Raw genomic sequence first — 16,555 nt, forward strand, 5'->3', positions numbered from 1 at the left:
GTCCTGACCGATCCTGGTCAGGACGGCAGACCCCACCCACCGACTTCTGAGGAGAACCGAGAGCATGGAAATGACCGACGTCGCCCGCGAACGCCTCGTCGCCGACGCAGTCCGTGCCGGCGAGATCTGGGCGCAGACGGCGCCCGCGGACCGCGCCACAGTCCTGGACGTCGTCGCCGATGCGCTCGACGCAGCCGCCGACACCCTGGTGCCGATTGCCATCGCCGAGACGTACCTGCCCGAGCCGCGGTTGCGGGGGGAGCTGACCAGGGCGACCTTCCAGCTCCGCCTGCTTGCCGAGTCCGCCGCCGCGGGGGAACATCTCGACGTCCGGATCGACCACGCCGACGCCGACTGGCCGATGGGCGCACCCCGCCCGGACCTGCGGCGCACGGCGATGCCGCTGGGACCGGTCATCGTGTTCGCCGCCTCGAACTTCCCGTTCGCGTTCAGCGTCGCCGGTGGCGACACCGCATCCGCCCTAGCGGCGGGGTGTCCGGTGATCATCAAGGCTCACGGCGGGCATCCCGAGCTGTCGATCGCGACCGCCGAGGTCGTCACCGACGCGCTGCGGGAGGCAGGCGCCCCGGACGGACTGTTCGGCCTCGTCGAGGAGGCGTCGGACGCGCGGGCGATCCTGACCCATCCGGAGATCAAGGCCGGTGCCTTCACCGGCTCGATCCCCGCCGGACGTACGTTGTTCGACCTCGCCCAGGCACGACCCGAGCCGATCCCGTTCTACGGCGAGCTCGGCAGCGTGAACCCGGTCTTCGTCACCGAGCGAGCGGCGACGCGGCGAGCCCAGGAGATCGCTGACGGGTTCCTCGCATCGTTCACGCTCGGTGCCGGACAGTTCTGCACCAAGCCCGGCGTGCTCCTCGCGCCGGCCGGCTCCGATCTGGTCGAGAACCTCGGCGCGGCGGCTCTCCCGGCGGCGGCACCGCTTCTCAACGACCGCATCGTGGCCGGTCATCGCAATGTCCTCGACGAGCTCCTCCAGCGGCCTGGTGTGACCGCGCTCGCCGGTGGTGACCGGGAGCCGACCGATCCGCCCGCCCCTAACCTGCTCGCGACCACCACCGACGTACTCCTCGAGGACGTCGATGGCATCCTGACCGAGTGCTTCGGCCCGACGGCGGTCGTGGCGACCTACCGCGACGAGAAACAGCTGGTCGAGGTCGCTCGCGCCCTCGACGGCCAGCTCACCGCGACGGTCGCCGGCGAGGCCGACGATGCGATCGTCCCAGAGCTGGTCTCGACCCTCGCCCGCAAGGCGGGCCGGGTGCTGTGGAACCAGTGGCCGACCGGTGTCTCGGTGACCTACGCCCAGCAGCACGGGGGTCCTTACCCCGCGACCACTGCACCGGGCACCACCTCGGTGGGGACCGCGGCGCTGAGCCGCTTCGTCCGGCCGGTGGCCTGGCAGGGTTTCCCTGACACGCTGCTTCCCGACGAGCTCCGTGACAGCCCGCACCACCCGATCGACCGGCGCATCGACGGCCGGCTCTTCCCAGGAGTGACCGCATGAGAACCACCCGCGTCATCCACGCCGTCGACTCCCACACCGAGGGCATGCCGACCCGCGTCGTCACCGGCGGTGTCGGCGTCTTCCCCGGGAACACGATGGCCGAGCGGCGCGAATGGTTCATCGAGAACAACGACGAGCTGCGTACGTTCCTGATGTGCGAGCCCCGCGGGCACGCATCGATGAGCGGCAGCATCCTGCAGCCGCCGACCCGCCCAGACGCCGACTTCGGGGTGCTCTTCATCGAGGTGAGCGGGCTGCTGCCGATGTGCGGCCACGGCACCATCGGAACGGCGACGGTCCTGGTGGAGACCGGGATGGTGCCGGTCGTCGAACCGGTCACGACGATCCGGCTCGACACCCCGGCGGGCCTGGTGGTGGCCGACGTCGCGGTGGAGGACGGGCATGCCCGGTCGGTGACGATCAGGAACGTCCCGTCGTTCGTGCTGGGTCTGGACCAGAGCGTCGAGGTCCCGGCGTACGGAAGCGTCGGCTACGACATGGCGTTCGGCGGCAACTTCTACGCCGTCGTCGACCTGGAGAAGCTCGGCCTTCCCTTCGAACGGGAGGCCAAGGGCCGGCTGCTCGAGGCCGGGCTGGCGATCATGGACGCGATCAACGAGCAGAACCGTCCGCTCCATCCGGAGCGGCCCGACATCTCGGGCTGTCACCACGTCTATCTCAAGGCACCGGGCTCGACGGCGCAGCACTCGCGGCATGCGATGGCGATCCACCCCGGGTGGTTCGACCGGTCGCCCTGCGGGACCGGCACCAGTGCCCGGATGGCGCAGCTGCACGCGCGCGGTGAGCTCGCCCTCGAGACCGACTTCGTCAACGAGTCCTTCATCGGCACCACCTTCACCGGACGCTTGGTCGAGAAGACCGAGGCCGGCGGCATCGAGGCAGTCGTCCCGACGATCACCGGCCGGGCCTGGGTCACCGGAACGGCCCAGTACATGCTCGACCCCGACGACCCGTTCCCGGCCGGGTTCGAGCTGTGACGATGTCCGGTACGCACCCCGACGTCGTCGTCATCGGCGCCGGAGCCCTCGGAGCCGCGACCGCCTGGTTCGCGACGCGTGCCGGCCTCACGGTCGAGGTCGTCGAGCGCGGCTCGATCGTCAGCGGCACCACCAGTGCCTGCGAGGGAAACCTGCTGGTCTCCGACAAGGAGGCCGGGCCCGAGCTCGATCTCGCCCTGCTCTCGCACCAGGTGTGGCGCGACGACCTCGGCGAGTTCGGCGGCCTGTGGGAGTTCGAGGAGAAGGGCGGCCTGGTGGTCGCCGCCACCCCGGGCGGCATGGACGGGCTGACGGAGCTGACAGAGCGGCAGCGCGCGAGCGGGATCGAGGTGCACGACGTCGCGGCCGACGAGATCCACGGCTATGAGCCTCACCTGACCCCGGAGCTGGCCGGCGCCGCGTTCTACCCTCAGGACTGCCAGGTCCAGCCGATGCTGATGGCCGCCCACCTGCTCCGGCTGGCCCGCGAGCACGGCGCACGCGTACGCACCGGCACCACGGTCACCGGGTTCCTCCGCGACGGCGACCGAGTCACCGGAGTCCGCACCGACCGTGGTGACATCTCCGCCGGACATGTCGTAAACGCCGCCGGCACCTGGGCGGGGGAGATGGCCGCCCTGGCCGGAGTCGAGGTGCCCGTCCTGCCACGCCGCGGCTTCATCCTGGTGACCGAACCGCTGCCGCCGACCGTGTTCCACAAGGTCTACGCCGGTGAGTACGTCGCCAGCACCCAGAGCTCCGACGAAGGACTGCAGACCTCCACCGTCATCGAGGGCACGCGGTCAGGGACCGTGCTGATCGGGTCCTCGCGTGAGCGCGTCGGCTTCGACCGGACCGTCTCTCTGCCGGCGCTGCGCGAGATCGCCGGCAAGGCGCTGGCGCTCTACCCGAGCCTGGCCGCGGTCGCCCTGATGCGTACCTATCTCGGGTTCCGGCCCTACTGTCCCGACCACCTCCCGGTGATCGGCACGGACCCGCGAGCGCCCGGCCTGGCCCACGTCGCGGGACACGAGGGCGCGGGCATCGGGCTCTCGGTGGGAAGCGCCAAGCTGCTGGTCGAGGCGATGACCGGGGCGACGCCCACCATCGACATCACATCGTTCCGACCGGAACGGTTCAGCCTCCAGGAGGTGTCATGACCGAGCAGGTGAACCTCACCTTCGACGGTGTCGCCATCACCGCCGTCGCCGGCCAGAGCGTCGGCGCCGCGCTCACCGACGCCGGGATCCGCTCCTGGCGCAGCACCCGGCGGGGTGACCGGCCGCGCGGCCTGTTCTGTGGCATCGGGGTCTGCTTCGACTGCCTCGTGGCCGTCGACGGGCGCCCGAACCAGCGCGCCTGTCTGGTGCCCGTCCGCGACGGCATGCGCCTCGAGAGCGGCGGACTGCGGGAGGTGAGCACGCGTGGCTAGGTTCGATCTCGCGGTGGTCGGGGCGGGTCCTGCCGGGCTGAGCGCCGCCGTCACCGCCGCCGAGCGCGGCCTGCGGGTCGCGCTGGTCGATGCCGGTACGCAGCCCGGGGGTCAGTTCTGGCGCCATCCCGACGAGCTGCACCCGCGACCGGAGGAGGGCCGTGGCCAGCATCTGTGGTCGCGCTTCACCGACCTGCGGGCCCGGCTGCGTGGACTCGAGGTCGATTCGGGGTCAGCCGGCAGCGTCGAGTTCGTCTCCGGGCACCAGGTCTGGTTCGTCGAGAACCTGGCGGAAGGGTTCGCGCTCCATCTGACCGCGACCCACGGCGAGACCCGGCTCCCGCAGGTCCGTGCGGACGCGTTGGTGCTGTGCCCAGGCGGCTACGACCGGCAGCTGCCGGTCCCTGGTTGGGAGCTTCCCGGCGTGATGGCCGCGGGTGGTGTGCAAGCGCTGCTGAAGGCACACCGGAGCGTGGCCGGGCGGCGTGCGGTCGTCGCCGGCACCGGGCCGTTCCTGCTGCCGGTCGCCGCCGGGCTCGCCGAGGCGGGTGCCGAGGTCGTCGCGGTCTGCGAAGCCGGCTCGCTCTCCGGATGGGCGCGAAGCCCGCTCGGTGCCGCAGCGGTGCCGTCGAAGGCGCTCGAGGCGGTCGAGTACGCCGCGCTGCTCGCGCGCCACCGGATCCCTTACCGGATGCGCACGGTGGTCGCCGCGATCCACGGTGAGACCGAGGTCGGATCGGTCGGTCTCGGGCGGCTGGACCGCGACGGCCGGCTGCGCACCGACGTCAGCCTCCCGGATCTCGACGTCGACCTGGTCGCCTTCGGATGGGGCTTCACCCCGTCCCTGGAGCTGATCACCGCCGTCGGGGCTTCGACCCGGGTGGACGTCGACGAGTCGCTGGTCGCCGAGGTCGACGACTGGCAGCGCACCGATGTCCTCGGCGCGTACGTCGCGGGCGAGGCGACCGGGGTCGGAGGCGCGCTCCTCGCGGTCGCCGAAGGTGAGCTCGCCGCCTTGGCGGCGAGCCGCGACGCCGGACGCCAGGTCTCCGAGCCACAGGTGCGACACCTGCAGCGGCAGATCGCCCGTGGACGCCGGTTCGCGGCCACGATGCATCGCGCCCACCCGGTGCCCACCGGATGGCAGGACTGGCTGCGGCCGGAGACCACCGTCTGCCGATGCGAGGAGACGACGCTCGGTGAGATCTGCGACGCGACGGAGGAGCTCGGCGCCACGGACGCACGGACGGTCAAGCTGCTGGCGCGCCCGGGGATGGGTTGGTGCCAGGGCCGGGTCTGCGGCTTCGCCGCGGCGAAGCTGGCGAAACCGGTCGGCGAGGCGCTGACCTCGTCGGATCTCGCCCCGCTCGCCAAGCGTACGTTCGCGGCGCCGGTGACGCTGGAGACGCTCGCCACCGCGCCGACCGGGACCGACGGTGCCACGTCACATGACAATGACGCCTAAGATCGCACTGTCCGGAATCAGGAGATGACAGTGTCGGTGCACATCACGAATCTGCAGCAGCTCGAGAAGGTCAGCCTGCGCGAGCGAGTCTCGCGCGCGCTCCGCGCGGCGATCGTGTCCGGAGAGCTCGAACCCGGGGACGTCTACTCCGCGCCGGCGCTCGGGGCCAAGTTCGGCGTCTCCGCGACCCCGGTGCGTGAGGCGATGCTCGATCTGGTCCGGGAGAACCTGGTGACGACGGTGCCCAACAAGGGCTACCGCATCACCACCATGGACGAAGCGGACCTGGACGACATCACCGAGCTGAGGATGCTGATCGAGCCTCCGCTGGCTGCCAAGGTCACCGCAGAGCTCCCTGCCGAGGACATGCCGAAGCTGCGGGAGCTGGCGCGCGCGATCGTCGACGGTGCTCTCGCCGGCGACCTGGTGGCCTACACCGACGCCGACCACGCCTTCCATCTCCAGCTGCTGGGCTACGTGGGGAATGCGCGCGTCAGCGCCCTGATCGCCGACCTCCGGTTGCACACCCGGCTCTACGGCCTGGCCTCCCTGGACGGTGGTGAGCTCGAGGAGTCCGCCCGGGAGCACGACCTCATCCTGGACGCGATCGAGGCGAACGACCCCGAAGGGGTCGAACGGCTGATGCGGGCGCACATCAGCCAGACCCGGGGCCGTTGGGCGCGGCCCGAGCGCTCCTGACCCCGACACCGACCACGCCCGACCCCGCCGGTGACAGGCCGCCGCAGACGTACCGTAGCGATGTGGTGCGACGCCGATCACAGTCAGAAGCGGCCGGTGGGTTAGGTTTCTGCGGCGTTTTCCAGATCGAGGAGTCTTGATGTCAGACCTGACCTACCAAATGATCGCGCTGGTGGCCTACCTGGCCGCGATGCTCGGCATCGGCCTCTGGGCCTACCTGCGCACCAGCGACCTCGACGACTACATGCTGGGTGGCCGTGACCTCGGCCCGATGGTGAGTGCGTTGAGTGCCGGCGCCTCGGACATGTCCGGGTGGTTGCTGATGGGCCTGCCCGGTGCGATCTACGCGACCGGCCTGATGGAGGGCTGGATCGCTGTCGGCCTGACCATCGGCGCCTGGCTCAACTGGAAGATCGTGGCCCCGCGGCTGCGGACCTACACTGAGGTCTCGGGCAACTCGATCACCGTGCCCAGCTTCCTGGAGAACCGGCTCAAGGACAGCTCGCGGCTGCTGCGGATGGCCTCCGGGGCCGTCATCCTCGTCTTCTTCACCTTCTACGTGTCCTCGGGCATGGTGGCCGGCGGCATCTTCTTCGAGAGCTCCTTCGACACCGACTTCCACACGGGGATGCTGGTGGTTGCCGCGGTTGTGGTGGCGTACACGCTCTTCGGTGGTTTCCTCGCGGTCTCCTACACCGACTTCGTGCAGGGCACGATCATGCTGCTCGCCCTCGTGCTGGTGCCAGTGGTCGGCGTCTTCGTGACCGGCGGTCCCGGCGAGACCCTGGACAGCATCCGCGCCGTCGACCCGTCGCGGCTGAGCATGGTCGAAGGGGCGACCGCCCTCGGTGTCATCTCGGCCGTCGCCTGGGGGCTGGGCTACTTCGGACAGCCGCACATCATCGTCCGGTTCATGGCGCTGCGTTCGGCGGGCGAGGCCGGTGCGGCACGGCGGATCGGTATCGGCTGGATGCTGCTGAGCCTCTTCGGTGCCGTCGGCACCGCTCTGGTGGGCATCGCCTACTTCCAGCAGAACACCGACGCGACGCTCAGCGACCCGGAGGCGGTCTTCATCGCGCTCGGCCAGATCCTCTTCCACCCGCTGGTCGCGGGCATCATGCTGGCCGCCGTGCTCGCCGCGATCATGAGCACGATCTCCTCGCAGCTTCTGGTGACGTCCTCGGCTCTGGTGGAGGACCTCTACAAGGCGGTCTTCAAGAACGACGCGTCGGATCGTCAGCTGGTCATGTTCGGCAGGCTCGCCGTGCTCGGGATCGCCATCGTGGCGGCCGTGCTGGCCTGGCCGAAGAGCGGCACCGTACTCGACCTGGTCTCCTACGCCTGGGCGGGCTTCGGCGGCTCCTTCGGCCCGATCATCCTGCTGGCTCTGTGGTGGCGGAAGCTCACCGCTGCCGGCGCGCTGGCGGGTCTGGTCACCGGGGCGGTGACGGTCATCGTCTGGGGCAACATCGACGCCCTCAGCTCGCAGATGTACGAGATCGTGCCGGGCTTTGCTCTGAACGCGATCGTCGCGGTGGTGGTCAGCCTGGCGACCTACCGGGAGAACCCGGCCATCGACGCCGAGTTCGACGAGGCCATCCGGATGCTTGACGCCGAGGGCCCTCGGGAGGACCCGGCGCGGGTCTGACCTGGCAGCGCCGACCGAGCCAGGGACCCAGATGGGTCCCTGGCTCGGTCGGGCCGAACAACCGGGCTAGTGTCCCGCGCCGAGAGTCCGTGCCATGAGTCGTGCGATGTGTGCGTGCATCGCAAGGCGGCGTCGCGCCGGCATACCGGGTGTCTTCCGAGCGATGCCAACGCAGCGAGGTGCGTGCGCAGCGTGCGACTTATGGTGCGGAATTGAGGTGCGGGACACTAGCTCGTGACGGCGCCGACCGCAGCAGACTGCACCGTTCGGCGGTACTTGCCGAGCACGCCGCGAGGGTGATTCGGCGGGAGCGGCTCCCAGCCGACCTTCCGCCGCTCCAGCTCCTCGGTCTCCACCCCGACATCGAGAGTGCGGTTGAGGACGTCGAGGATGATGGGGTCGCCGTCGCGTACGAAAGCGATCGGGCCGGCGTCGACGGCCTCTGGGGCGATGTGGCCGACGCAGAGGCCCGTGGTTCCTCCGGAGAACCGGCCGTCGGTGACCAGCAGGACATCCTTCCCGAGACCAGCACCCTTGATTGCTCCCGTGATGGCCAGCATCTCCCGCATGCCCGGGCCGCCCTTCGGGCCCTCGTTGCGAATGACCACGACGTCGCCGGCGACGATGAGGCCCTCCTCGAGGGCGTTCATCGCGGCCCGCTCCCCGTCGAAGACTCGGGCGGTGCCACGGAAGACCGTGTCGTCGAAGCCGGCCGTCTTGACGACAGCCCCCTCCGGTGCGAGCGAGCCCTTCAGGATGGTGAGGCCGCCGGTGCGGTGGATCGGCCGATCGAAGGAGTGGATCACGTCGTCATCGAGCGCGGGCGGGCTCAGCTCGGCGAGATTCTGCGCCATGGTCTTCCCGGTCACCGTGAGGCAGTCGCCGTGGAGCAGCCCCGCGTCCAGGAGCGCCTTCATCACCACCGGGATCCCGCCGATCTTGTCGACGTCGTTCATGACGTACTTGCCGTACGGCTTGAGGTCGGCGAGATGGGGGACCTTCTCTCCGATCCGGGTGAAGTCGTCGAGATCCAGGTCGACCTCGGCCTCGTTGGCGATCGCCAACAGGTGCAGCACGGCGTTCGTGGAACCGCCGAGGGCCATCACGACGGCGATGGCGTTCTCGAAGGCCTCCTTGGTCATGATCTGACGCGCGGTGATGCCCTTCCGCAGCAGCCCGACCACCGCTTCGCCCGAGCGATGGGCGAAGCCGTCGCGGCGTCGGTCGACCGCGGGGGGAGCGGCCGAACCGGGCAACGACATGCCGAGCGCCTCAGCGACGGCGGCCATCGTGTTGGCGGTGTACATACCCCCGCAGGCGCCCTCGCCAGGACAGATCGCCTTCTCGATCCGGGTGACCTCGTCGCGGCTCATCTTCCCCGCGATACAGGCCCCGACCGCTTCGAAGGCGTCGATGATCGTGACGTCGCGGCCGTCGACCTGCCCAGGCATGGTCGAGCCGGCGTAGAGGAAGACCGAGGCGAGATCGAGCCGGGCAGCCGCCATAAGCATGCCGGGCAACGACTTGTCACAGCCCGCGAGCAGTACGGAGCCGTCGAGCCGCTCGGCGCTCATCACGGTCTCGACCGAGTCGGCGATGATCTCGCGCGACACCAGCGAGAAGTGCATGCCCTCGTGGCCCATCGAGATTCCGTCGGAGACGGAGATGGTGCCGAACTCCAGCGGGTAGCCGGCGGCCGCGTGTACGCCGTTCTTCACCGCTTTCGCGAGCCGGTCGAGGGACAGGTTGCAGGGGGTGATCTCGTTCCACGACGATGCGACGCCGATCTGCGGCTTTGCGAAGTCGTCGTCCCCAAGGCCGACGGCCCGCAACATCCCTCGGGCGGCGGTGGCTTCCAGGCCATCGGTGACGGCGCGCGACCGGGGTTTGATGTCAGGGGTGTTGGGACTGGGTGCGTTCACAGGTACGAGGCTATCTGTGACCGGTCGGGCAAGTAAGCGTCTGCTGAACCCGCGCGCGCCTCCAGGACGCTGACGTCCTCCCGCCGCTAACGCCGCCGGCGCCTGCGGTCGAGACGTGGGTCGCCTGCCCGGATCAGGATGTCCTGGATGGTGAAGTTGGCCGCGCCGGAGGCGTGGCATGAGGACTATCGGATCGGACGGGGTGTGCCTCTTACGCCTGCCGCCCGCCGAAGTCCCACATGGTGCGACCGAGTGTGTTGTGCCACCGCCGGAGCAGCACGTCACGATAGGCGCCGGCCTGATAGCCGGGCTCCTCGAAGGCGAAGGCGAAGGCGAAGGCGCGAGCCGCGGCGGCGTCGGGGAGGTCGAGGATGTGCGCGCTTCCGGTCAGTGTCTCGTCGCCGGTGAAGGTCGGGCCCCGGGCGATCATCGTTGCGGCGAACTGGTCCATGTAGGTCCAATGATGCTCCACCATCTGGGTCCGCAGCGGCGTCGATCCCGGGCGGTCGCGGTGATAGCAGAAGAACTCCAAGGGCCGAGACTCGCTGGCCGCCGCTGCGCGCGCAACGTGAATACGTCAGCCTCAGACCCCGCTCGACCGCGGTAGCGTCTGGAGAGTGGAGCCGTTGGTGGACGTGCTCGTGGTGGGTGCCGGTCCGACAGGGTTGGCGCTTGCTGCCGAGCTGCGCGCCTCTGGGGTCAGCTTCCGGATCGTCGACCGTGCGCCGGATGCGGTTCACGAGTCGCGGGCGCTGGCGATCCAGGCCCGGACGCTGGAGGTCCTGGCACCACTGGGCGTGTCGCAGGAGCTGGTGGCGGCTGGTGATCCGGCGACGGTCCTGCTGCTGCATTCGGGCAAGCGCAGCACGCAGGTCAGGCTGTTCGAGGAGGGGCTCGACGAGACCGCGTACCCCTTCCTGTTGTTCCTCTCCCAGGCCGAGACCGAGCGGATCCTCGTGAACCGCCTCGCTGCGCGTGGGATGGAGGTCGAACGGGATATCGAGCTGCTCGACCTGGTCCAGTCCGACCATGAGGTCACGTGCACGGTTCGGGCGCCGCGGGGCGAGGATCGGATCCGGGCCAGGTACGTCGTGGGGTGCGACGGCGCACACAGCGCGGTCCGGCGCAGTGCCGGGATCGGGTTCTCCGGGATGGCGTTCCCGCAGACCTTCGTGATCGCGGATCTCGAGGCGGACGGCCTGCAGGCGGGACGTATTCATGCCTACCTGAGCGACGCGGGGATGATGTTCTTCTTCCCGCTGGGCTCGCCGGCGACGTGGCGGCTCCTGACCATGGTCCCTCAGGCAGACCGGGCCGCCGAGCCCACGCTGGAATCGGTGCAGGCCATCGTCGGGCGGTACACCCAGGATCCTGTGGTGCTGCATGACCCGGTCTGGCTGACCAGCTTCTCCGTCCACAGCCGACGCGCCGACCAGTTCCACAAGGGTCGTGTCCTGTTGGCCGGCGACGCCGCCCACATCCACAGCCCCGCCGGTGCGCAGGGCATGAACACCGGCATCCAGGACGCCGTCAACCTCGGCTGGAAGCTCGCCCTGGTGTCTCGAGGGTCGGCCACAGCGGACCTGTTGGCCAGCTATGAGCGCGAGCGGATCCCGGTCGCGGACGCGGTTCTGAGGATGACCAACAGGGCCTTCCGCGTGGCGACGTCCAGCGACCCGGTCGTGCGCTACCTGCGTCCTCGGGTCCCTGCAGTCGTCGTGCCGGTCGTGGCGCGGGTGGGGACGCTCCGCAGGGCCGGGTTCCGGACCATCTCCCAGCTGAGCATCCGCTACCGGCGTAGTCCGCTGTCGGTCGAGGGGCGCCCTCGACTGCGTCGTGGCCCGCGTGCCGGCGACCGGTTGCCCGATGGTCCGGTAACCGTGGACGGAACCCGGAGCACGCTCCACGGCCGGCTGTCGCCGACGCAGTTCGCGCTACTGCTGTGTGGGCCGGCCGACAGCTGGACCGACCACGATCCGGGGGTTGAATGGCCCCAGGTCCAGTGCGTACGACTCAGCGCCAGTGCAAGGCCCGGCGTATCGGCCGACCCGACCGGCCTGGCATTGGGCCGCCTCGGCCTGGGCGAGGACGATGTGGCGCACTACCTGGTCCGGCCCGACGGATACGTCGGCTACCGCGCCGGCGGCACCGACCTCGACGGTCTCCGCAGATATCTCGAATCGTTGTTCGATGCGTAGCTGTATGCGTCGATTGGGAAGGCTGTCGAATGGGAAGGCTCGGACCCATCGAAGATGGGTAAGGTCCGGCCGGTGACGTCTTTGATCGACTCGGTTGTGTCCCGGCTCCTGCAGACACGCGCGGTGGTGCGCGCGCCGATCTGGCTCTACCGACATCGCGCGGGGTGGCTCCTCGGTCAGCGGATGCTGATGCTCGAGCACGTCGGAAGGCGCTCGGGGGCTCCCCGGTATGTGTGCCTCGAGGTCGTCGAGCGCCCGAGCACGGACGAGATCGTCGTGGTCAGCGGCTTCGGAACCAGGGCGCAGTGGTATCAGAACCTGCGGGCCGAGCCTGCCTGTCGGGTCAGCATCGGTGCCCGCACCAACGTCTCGGCGCGGGCTCGGTTCCTCTCGGAAGAGGAGTCCGCCGCGGCTCTCGGCCGCTATCAGGTGGCGCATCCGAAAGCGTGGCAGCGCCTGCGTGGCGCGATCGAGACTGCCGTCGGCCACGAGGTCGAGGGACTGCCGATGGTGGCGCTGACGCTCGAGTGACTCGAGCGACTCGAGCGAGCTGCGGACGGAGACGGTCAGGCACAGAGCAGCAGGGCCGTCCCGCAGATCAGCTCGACCCCGAAGTAGAACCAGATCGGGTAGAACCCCACGACCGTGTCGAACAGGCGTGAGACCAGCCGGCCGACCGCCATCCCGATCAGGGCCAGGCCGACGGTCAGCACAGCACCGGCGCGGATGTCGCCCAGGTCGAGGGCGGCGACCCCAAGCACGGCGGCCATCGCGATGCCGAACCCGCCATAGACCGCGCGGACCTCCGAGCGGGACTCGGGACTCTGGGCCGAGAGACGAAACGGAGCGACCAGTGCGGCCGGGCTGGCCAGGGCGTACGTCCCCATGGCGAGGAAGAAGACGCCGACCGCGGCGATGGTCAAGGTGGCCATGGTGCTCCTCATGAGATGTGGTGTCGACCATCGAACCATGACGCGGGCGTCGACAACGCGGCCGGTTCAGGGGCAGAAGTGGCCTTCGCCACACGGGTTGCGCGTGCGCGGACTACGCTGGTCCGACAACTTCACATACGCCGATCGAACTGCAGCGGGAGAGTCTTCGCCCATCCCGGGCTAAGCGCCGAAGGAGCAAACCTCCCCAGAATCTCTCAGGCCCCGTTACCGCTGTGGTGAGGCGACCTCTGGAAAGCCAGGGTCCGGATGGATCCTGCACCCACGGTGCAAGCCGCCCTCACCGGGCGGTGAAGCTCTCAGGTACCCATGACAGAGCGGGGAGGTCACCCCATCCTCGGGTGCCGCTCCGGCGGCACCCTCCAGCAGGGAGCCTCCCGTCCATGACATCACTCGAGACATCCATCGCTCCGCCTCGCCAAGCACCCCAGGCAGGCGCCGTGTCGCTGAGCGCCTTCGACCTGTACTCGATCGGGATCGGACCGTCCTCCTCGCACACCGTGGGACCGATGCGCGCTGCGAAGACCTTCATCGACGGCCTCGTCGAGGACGGACAGCTGGACGCCGTCACGCGGGTGAAGGCCGAGCTGTTCGGTTCGCTGGGTGCGACCGGCCACGGTCACGGCTCGGCGGGCGCGGTCCTGCTCGGACTCGAAGGAGCCGAGCCGGCCACGGTCGACACCCGGGAATCGCCCAGGCGCACAGCGGCGATCCGGGAGGCCGGCGAGCTGTTGCTCGCAGGGGTGCGACCGGTCCGCTTCCGGCCCGACGCCGACCTGGTGATGCATCGACGCAAAAGCCTGCCCGCGCACCCCAACGGCATGGTGTTCACCGCCTTCGACGGCTCCGGGGACGTACGCCGGCAGCGGACGTACTACTCCGTCGGTGGTGGCTTCGTGGTCGATGAGCAGGCCGCCGGCCCCGATCGAGTGGTCCCCGACCGTACGCCGCTCCCGTTCCCGTTCACGACCGGTGCCGAGCTGCTCAGCACCTGCTCGCGAGAGCGGCTCCGGGTCTCCGACCTCATGCTGGCCAACGAGCTCACCTGGCGCAGCCGAGAAGAGGTGTACGCCGGCCTGCTGGAGATCTGGCGGGTGATGTCGGACTGCGTGCAGGCCGGCTGCGACCGGGACCCCGTGACCGACGGTGTGCTCCCCGGCGGCCTGCGCGTGCCACGACGTGCGCCCCTTCTATACCGCGACCTCGCTTCCGGTTCCCGTAGCCAGGAGCCGCTGCGCGTCATGGACTGGATCAACCTGTTCGCGCTGGCGGTCAACGAGGAGAACGCCTCGGGCGGCAGGGTCGTCACCGCCCCCACGAACGGCGCGGCCGGCATCGTCCCCGCCGTCCTGCACTACTGGGTGCGGTTCGTGGCACCGGAGGCAGGACTGGACGAGGCCGCGATCGAGGATGGGATCGTCCGGTTCCTGCTCACCGCGGCCGCCGTCGGCATCCTGTGCAAGACGAACGCGTCGATCTCGGGCGCGGAGGTCGGCTGCCAGGGCGAGGTCGGCTCTGCCTGCGCGATGGCCGCAGCCGGCCTCTGCGAGGTGCTCGGCGGCACCCCGGAGCAGGTGGAGAACGCGGCCGAGGTCGGCATCGAGCACAACCTCGGGCTCACCTGCGACCCGGTGGGTGGGCTCGTACAGATCCCATGCATCGAGCGCAACGCCATCGCCAGCGTGAAGGCGATCAACGCCGCTCGGCTCGCCATCAACGGCGACGGCTCCCACAAGGTCAGCCTGGACAAGGCACTGAAGACGATGCGAGACACCGGCAAGGACATGCACGCCCGATACAAGGAGACCTCTCGTGGCGGCCTCGCGGTGAACGTCATCGAGTGCTGAGGTCTGCGAGGCGCGCCGGCTCAGGGCGCGTCAGTCGGGTCTCGAAACCCCGTCGGCGTCGTCCGAGCCGGTCAGCAGCGACTCGATGTACTCCTCGGTCGGCCCGAAGTCCGGGTCCGGGTGCACCTCGACGTACGTCGCCGGCCCGGTGAGGTCGAGGACGGCCACCTGGTTGGCGCCGGGACGCCACAGCGGAGCGGGCGCGTAGAGCCGTCGCTGGGGTCCGCGGCTCCACAACCTGCCGAGCAGAGTGCCGTTCAGCCAGATGAACCGGTCGCCTTCGCCGGGGACGGCGAGCCAGCCGTCGGCGGGCGCGCCGACCTCGATGACGGCACGGGCGACCCCGTCGATGTCGTGAGTGCTCCAGCGGTCGAGGGGTGCGAGGTGGTGCTCCCAGCCGTGGACGAGGCGCCGGTCGACCTGGACGCCGCCGAGGATCCCCTTGTGCTCGCCGAGCAGCGGGCCGTAGTTGACCCGGCCCAGCGCCTCGACGACCAGGGTCAGCTCGGCGACCCTGCCCAGGCCGGGAAGCGTCAGCACGGCAGCTTCGGCGTCGTCGCGCTCGAGCGTGCCCAGCGCGCGCCCGTCGAGGAAGACGTACGCCCGGTCGTGCAGACCGCGCACGCTGAGATGGACGTCGTGGCTGGGGAGGGTGACCGAGGAGCGGTACGTCACCAGGCCGGTGTCGACGCCGAGCTCCTCGAAGCTCAGTGGTCCAGCCGCGCGGGTCGCGGGTCGGCGGGTCACCAGCGACAGCAGGTCGGCACCGGGCGTGAGCGGGGCGGAAGACCGCGGGAGACGTGCAGGGGTGGCCGGCAGGGCGGGCAGCTCGTCTACCGTGCGCCCGGTGGCCAGCGCCAGGATGTCGCGGTAGAGCCGGAACTTCTCCGAGACCCGGCCGTCCTCGCCGACGGGGGCGTCGGAGTCGTAGCTGGTGACGGTGGGTTGGATCCGGCGGCCGTCGTGGTTGGCGCCCGCCCAGAGCCCGAAGTTGGTGCCGCCGTGCGCCATGTAGACGCTGACAGAGCCACCGAGGTCGACGATCTCGCGCAGCGTCGCGGCGGCGCTCTCGGGGGAGCGTACGTGGTGGTTCTCGCCCCAGTGGTCGAACCAGCCGTTCCAGAACTCGGCGCACAGGAAGGGCTCGCCGGGCCGTCTCGACCGCAGCATCGCCTGAGCCTCCTCGGCGCGACTTCCGAAGGTCGCCGCGGCGAGCGTGCCCTCGACCATGCCGGCGTCGAGCATGACCTCGGTCGGGCCGTCGGCGGTGTAGAGCAGCTCGGTGACGCCGCGGTCGAGGAGCCCCTGCCGGAGCCAGGCCAGGTGAGCGGCGTCGTCGCCGTAGGACCCGTACTCGTTCTCCACCTGCACGGCCACGACCGGCCCGCCGTGACCGGCCTGGAGCGGGACGAGGTGGGGGAGCAGGACGTCGAACCAGCGCGAGAGCGCATCCTGGTAGACCGGGTCGCTGCTGCGCGGTGCCCGGGTGCGGGCGGTCAACCACGACGGCAGCCCGCCGTTGGTCCACTCGGCGCAGATGTACGGCCCGGGGCGCACGATCACGTCGAGTCCGAGGTCACCCGCGATCGTGATGAAGCGGGCCAGGTCGCGCGGTCCGGTGAAGTCCGGGGACCCCTCGTCCGGCTCGTGGAAGTTCCAGGCGACGTAGGTGTCGACGGTGTTGAACCCGGTGGCGGCGACCCGCCGCAGCCGGTCCTCCCACTGGTCGGGGTGGATGCGGAAGTAATGGACGGACCCGGACAGGATTCGGTGGCGGACGCCGTGCTTCGAGAACTCGCCGTCATGCCAGCTGAGAACGGGGGAACGGCGGGGTGCCTTCGCTGCAGTCACGTGGACAAGCGTAAGTG

14 protein-coding genes and 2 riboswitches are annotated in these 16,555 nt (G+C 70.0%); of the genes, 10 read left to right on the forward strand and 4 right to left on the reverse strand.

Annotated elements, in window-relative coordinates; genetic code table 11:
* Positions 1-64 precede the first annotated feature (64 nt).
* From ACRDPS_RS22625 to putP, 7 genes are all read left to right on the forward strand, one after another.
* The gene (locus tag ACRDPS_RS22625; RefSeq protein ID WP_431503918.1) at positions 65-1,528 is read left to right on the forward strand and encodes an aldehyde dehydrogenase (NADP(+)); all 1,464 of its coding nucleotides are present in this window, start codon (positions 65-67) and stop codon (positions 1,526-1,528) included.
* Positions 1,525-2,526 (forward strand): proline racemase family protein, encoded by a 1,002-nt coding sequence (locus ACRDPS_RS22630; protein WP_431503919.1) that lies wholly within the window; start codon positions 1,525-1,527, stop codon positions 2,524-2,526. The genes ACRDPS_RS22625 and ACRDPS_RS22630 overlap by 4 nt, the downstream gene beginning before the upstream one ends.
* A gap of 2 nt (positions 2,527-2,528) precedes the next feature.
* Positions 2,529-3,686, forward strand: a complete 1,158-nt coding sequence (locus ACRDPS_RS22635) for an NAD(P)/FAD-dependent oxidoreductase (RefSeq protein WP_431503920.1) — start codon at positions 2,529-2,531, stop codon at positions 3,684-3,686.
* Positions 3,683-3,958 (forward strand): (2Fe-2S)-binding protein, encoded by a 276-nt coding sequence (locus tag ACRDPS_RS22640; RefSeq protein WP_431503921.1) that lies wholly within the window; start codon positions 3,683-3,685, stop codon positions 3,956-3,958. Before ACRDPS_RS22635 ends, ACRDPS_RS22640 begins: the two co-directional genes overlap by 4 nt.
* Positions 3,951-5,423 (forward strand): FAD-dependent oxidoreductase, encoded by a 1,473-nt coding sequence (locus ACRDPS_RS22645; RefSeq protein WP_431503922.1) that lies wholly within the window; start codon positions 3,951-3,953, stop codon positions 5,421-5,423. The genes ACRDPS_RS22640 and ACRDPS_RS22645 overlap by 8 nt, the downstream gene beginning before the upstream one ends.
* 24 nt (positions 5,424-5,447) lie before the next feature.
* Positions 5,448-6,122 carry a GntR family transcriptional regulator gene (locus ACRDPS_RS22650; RefSeq protein ID WP_431503923.1) on the forward strand — a complete coding sequence of 225 codons (675 nt, stop codon included), beginning with the start codon at positions 5,448-5,450 and terminating at the stop codon, positions 6,120-6,122.
* Between the two features lie 139 nt (positions 6,123-6,261).
* A complete protein-coding gene (putP, locus tag ACRDPS_RS22655; RefSeq protein ID WP_431503924.1) occupies positions 6,262-7,770 on the forward strand; it encodes a sodium/proline symporter PutP in 1,509 nt (502 codons plus the stop codon).
* Between the two features lie 227 nt (positions 7,771-7,997).
* On the opposite strand, the gene ilvD is transcribed toward putP, so the two are convergent.
* Positions 7,998-9,692 (reverse strand): dihydroxy-acid dehydratase, encoded by a 1,695-nt coding sequence (gene ilvD / locus ACRDPS_RS22660; RefSeq protein WP_431503925.1) that lies wholly within the window; start codon positions 9,690-9,692, stop codon positions 7,998-8,000.
* Between the two features lie 211 nt (positions 9,693-9,903).
* Complete coding sequence (locus ACRDPS_RS22665; protein WP_431503926.1) at positions 9,904-10,224, reverse strand: YciI family protein; 321 nt, start codon at positions 10,222-10,224, stop codon at positions 9,904-9,906.
* An 85-nt stretch (positions 10,225-10,309) separates the two neighbouring features.
* On the opposite strand from ACRDPS_RS22665, the gene ACRDPS_RS22670 reads away from it, so the two are divergent.
* The gene (locus ACRDPS_RS22670) at positions 10,310-11,890 is read left to right on the forward strand and encodes an FAD-dependent monooxygenase (protein ID WP_431503927.1); all 1,581 of its coding nucleotides are present in this window, start codon (positions 10,310-10,312) and stop codon (positions 11,888-11,890) included.
* Between the two features lie 72 nt (positions 11,891-11,962).
* A complete protein-coding gene (locus ACRDPS_RS22675; protein ID WP_431503928.1) occupies positions 11,963-12,421 on the forward strand; it encodes a nitroreductase family deazaflavin-dependent oxidoreductase in 459 nt (152 codons plus the stop codon).
* Positions 12,422-12,456: 35 nt separating this feature from the next.
* On the opposite strand, the gene ACRDPS_RS22680 is transcribed toward ACRDPS_RS22675, so the two are convergent.
* On the reverse strand, positions 12,457-12,822 hold the full coding sequence (locus tag ACRDPS_RS22680) for a DUF4345 family protein (RefSeq protein ID WP_431503929.1): 366 nt from the start codon (positions 12,820-12,822) through the stop codon (positions 12,457-12,459).
* 145 nt (positions 12,823-12,967) lie between these two features.
* Positions 12,968-13,063: riboswitch (glycine riboswitch) on the forward strand.
* Between the two features lies 1 nt (position 13,064).
* Positions 13,065-13,166, forward strand: a riboswitch (glycine riboswitch).
* 57 nt (positions 13,167-13,223) lie between these two features.
* Between ACRDPS_RS22680 and ACRDPS_RS22685 the strand changes: the two genes are divergently transcribed.
* A complete protein-coding gene (locus ACRDPS_RS22685; RefSeq protein ID WP_431503930.1) occupies positions 13,224-14,687 on the forward strand; it encodes an L-serine ammonia-lyase in 1,464 nt (487 codons plus the stop codon).
* Positions 14,688-14,717: 30 nt separating this feature from the next.
* On the opposite strand, the gene ACRDPS_RS22690 is transcribed toward ACRDPS_RS22685, so the two are convergent.
* Positions 14,718-16,538, reverse strand: coding sequence for a glycoside hydrolase family 35 protein (locus ACRDPS_RS22690; RefSeq protein WP_431503931.1), 1,821 nt, complete (start codon positions 16,536-16,538; stop codon positions 14,718-14,720).
* Between the last annotated feature and the right edge of the window lie 17 nt (positions 16,539-16,555).

The sequence above is a fragment of the Nocardioides sp. genome, assembly GCF_050699375.1.
GTDB lineage: Bacteria > Actinomycetota > Actinomycetes > Propionibacteriales > Nocardioidaceae > Nocardioides.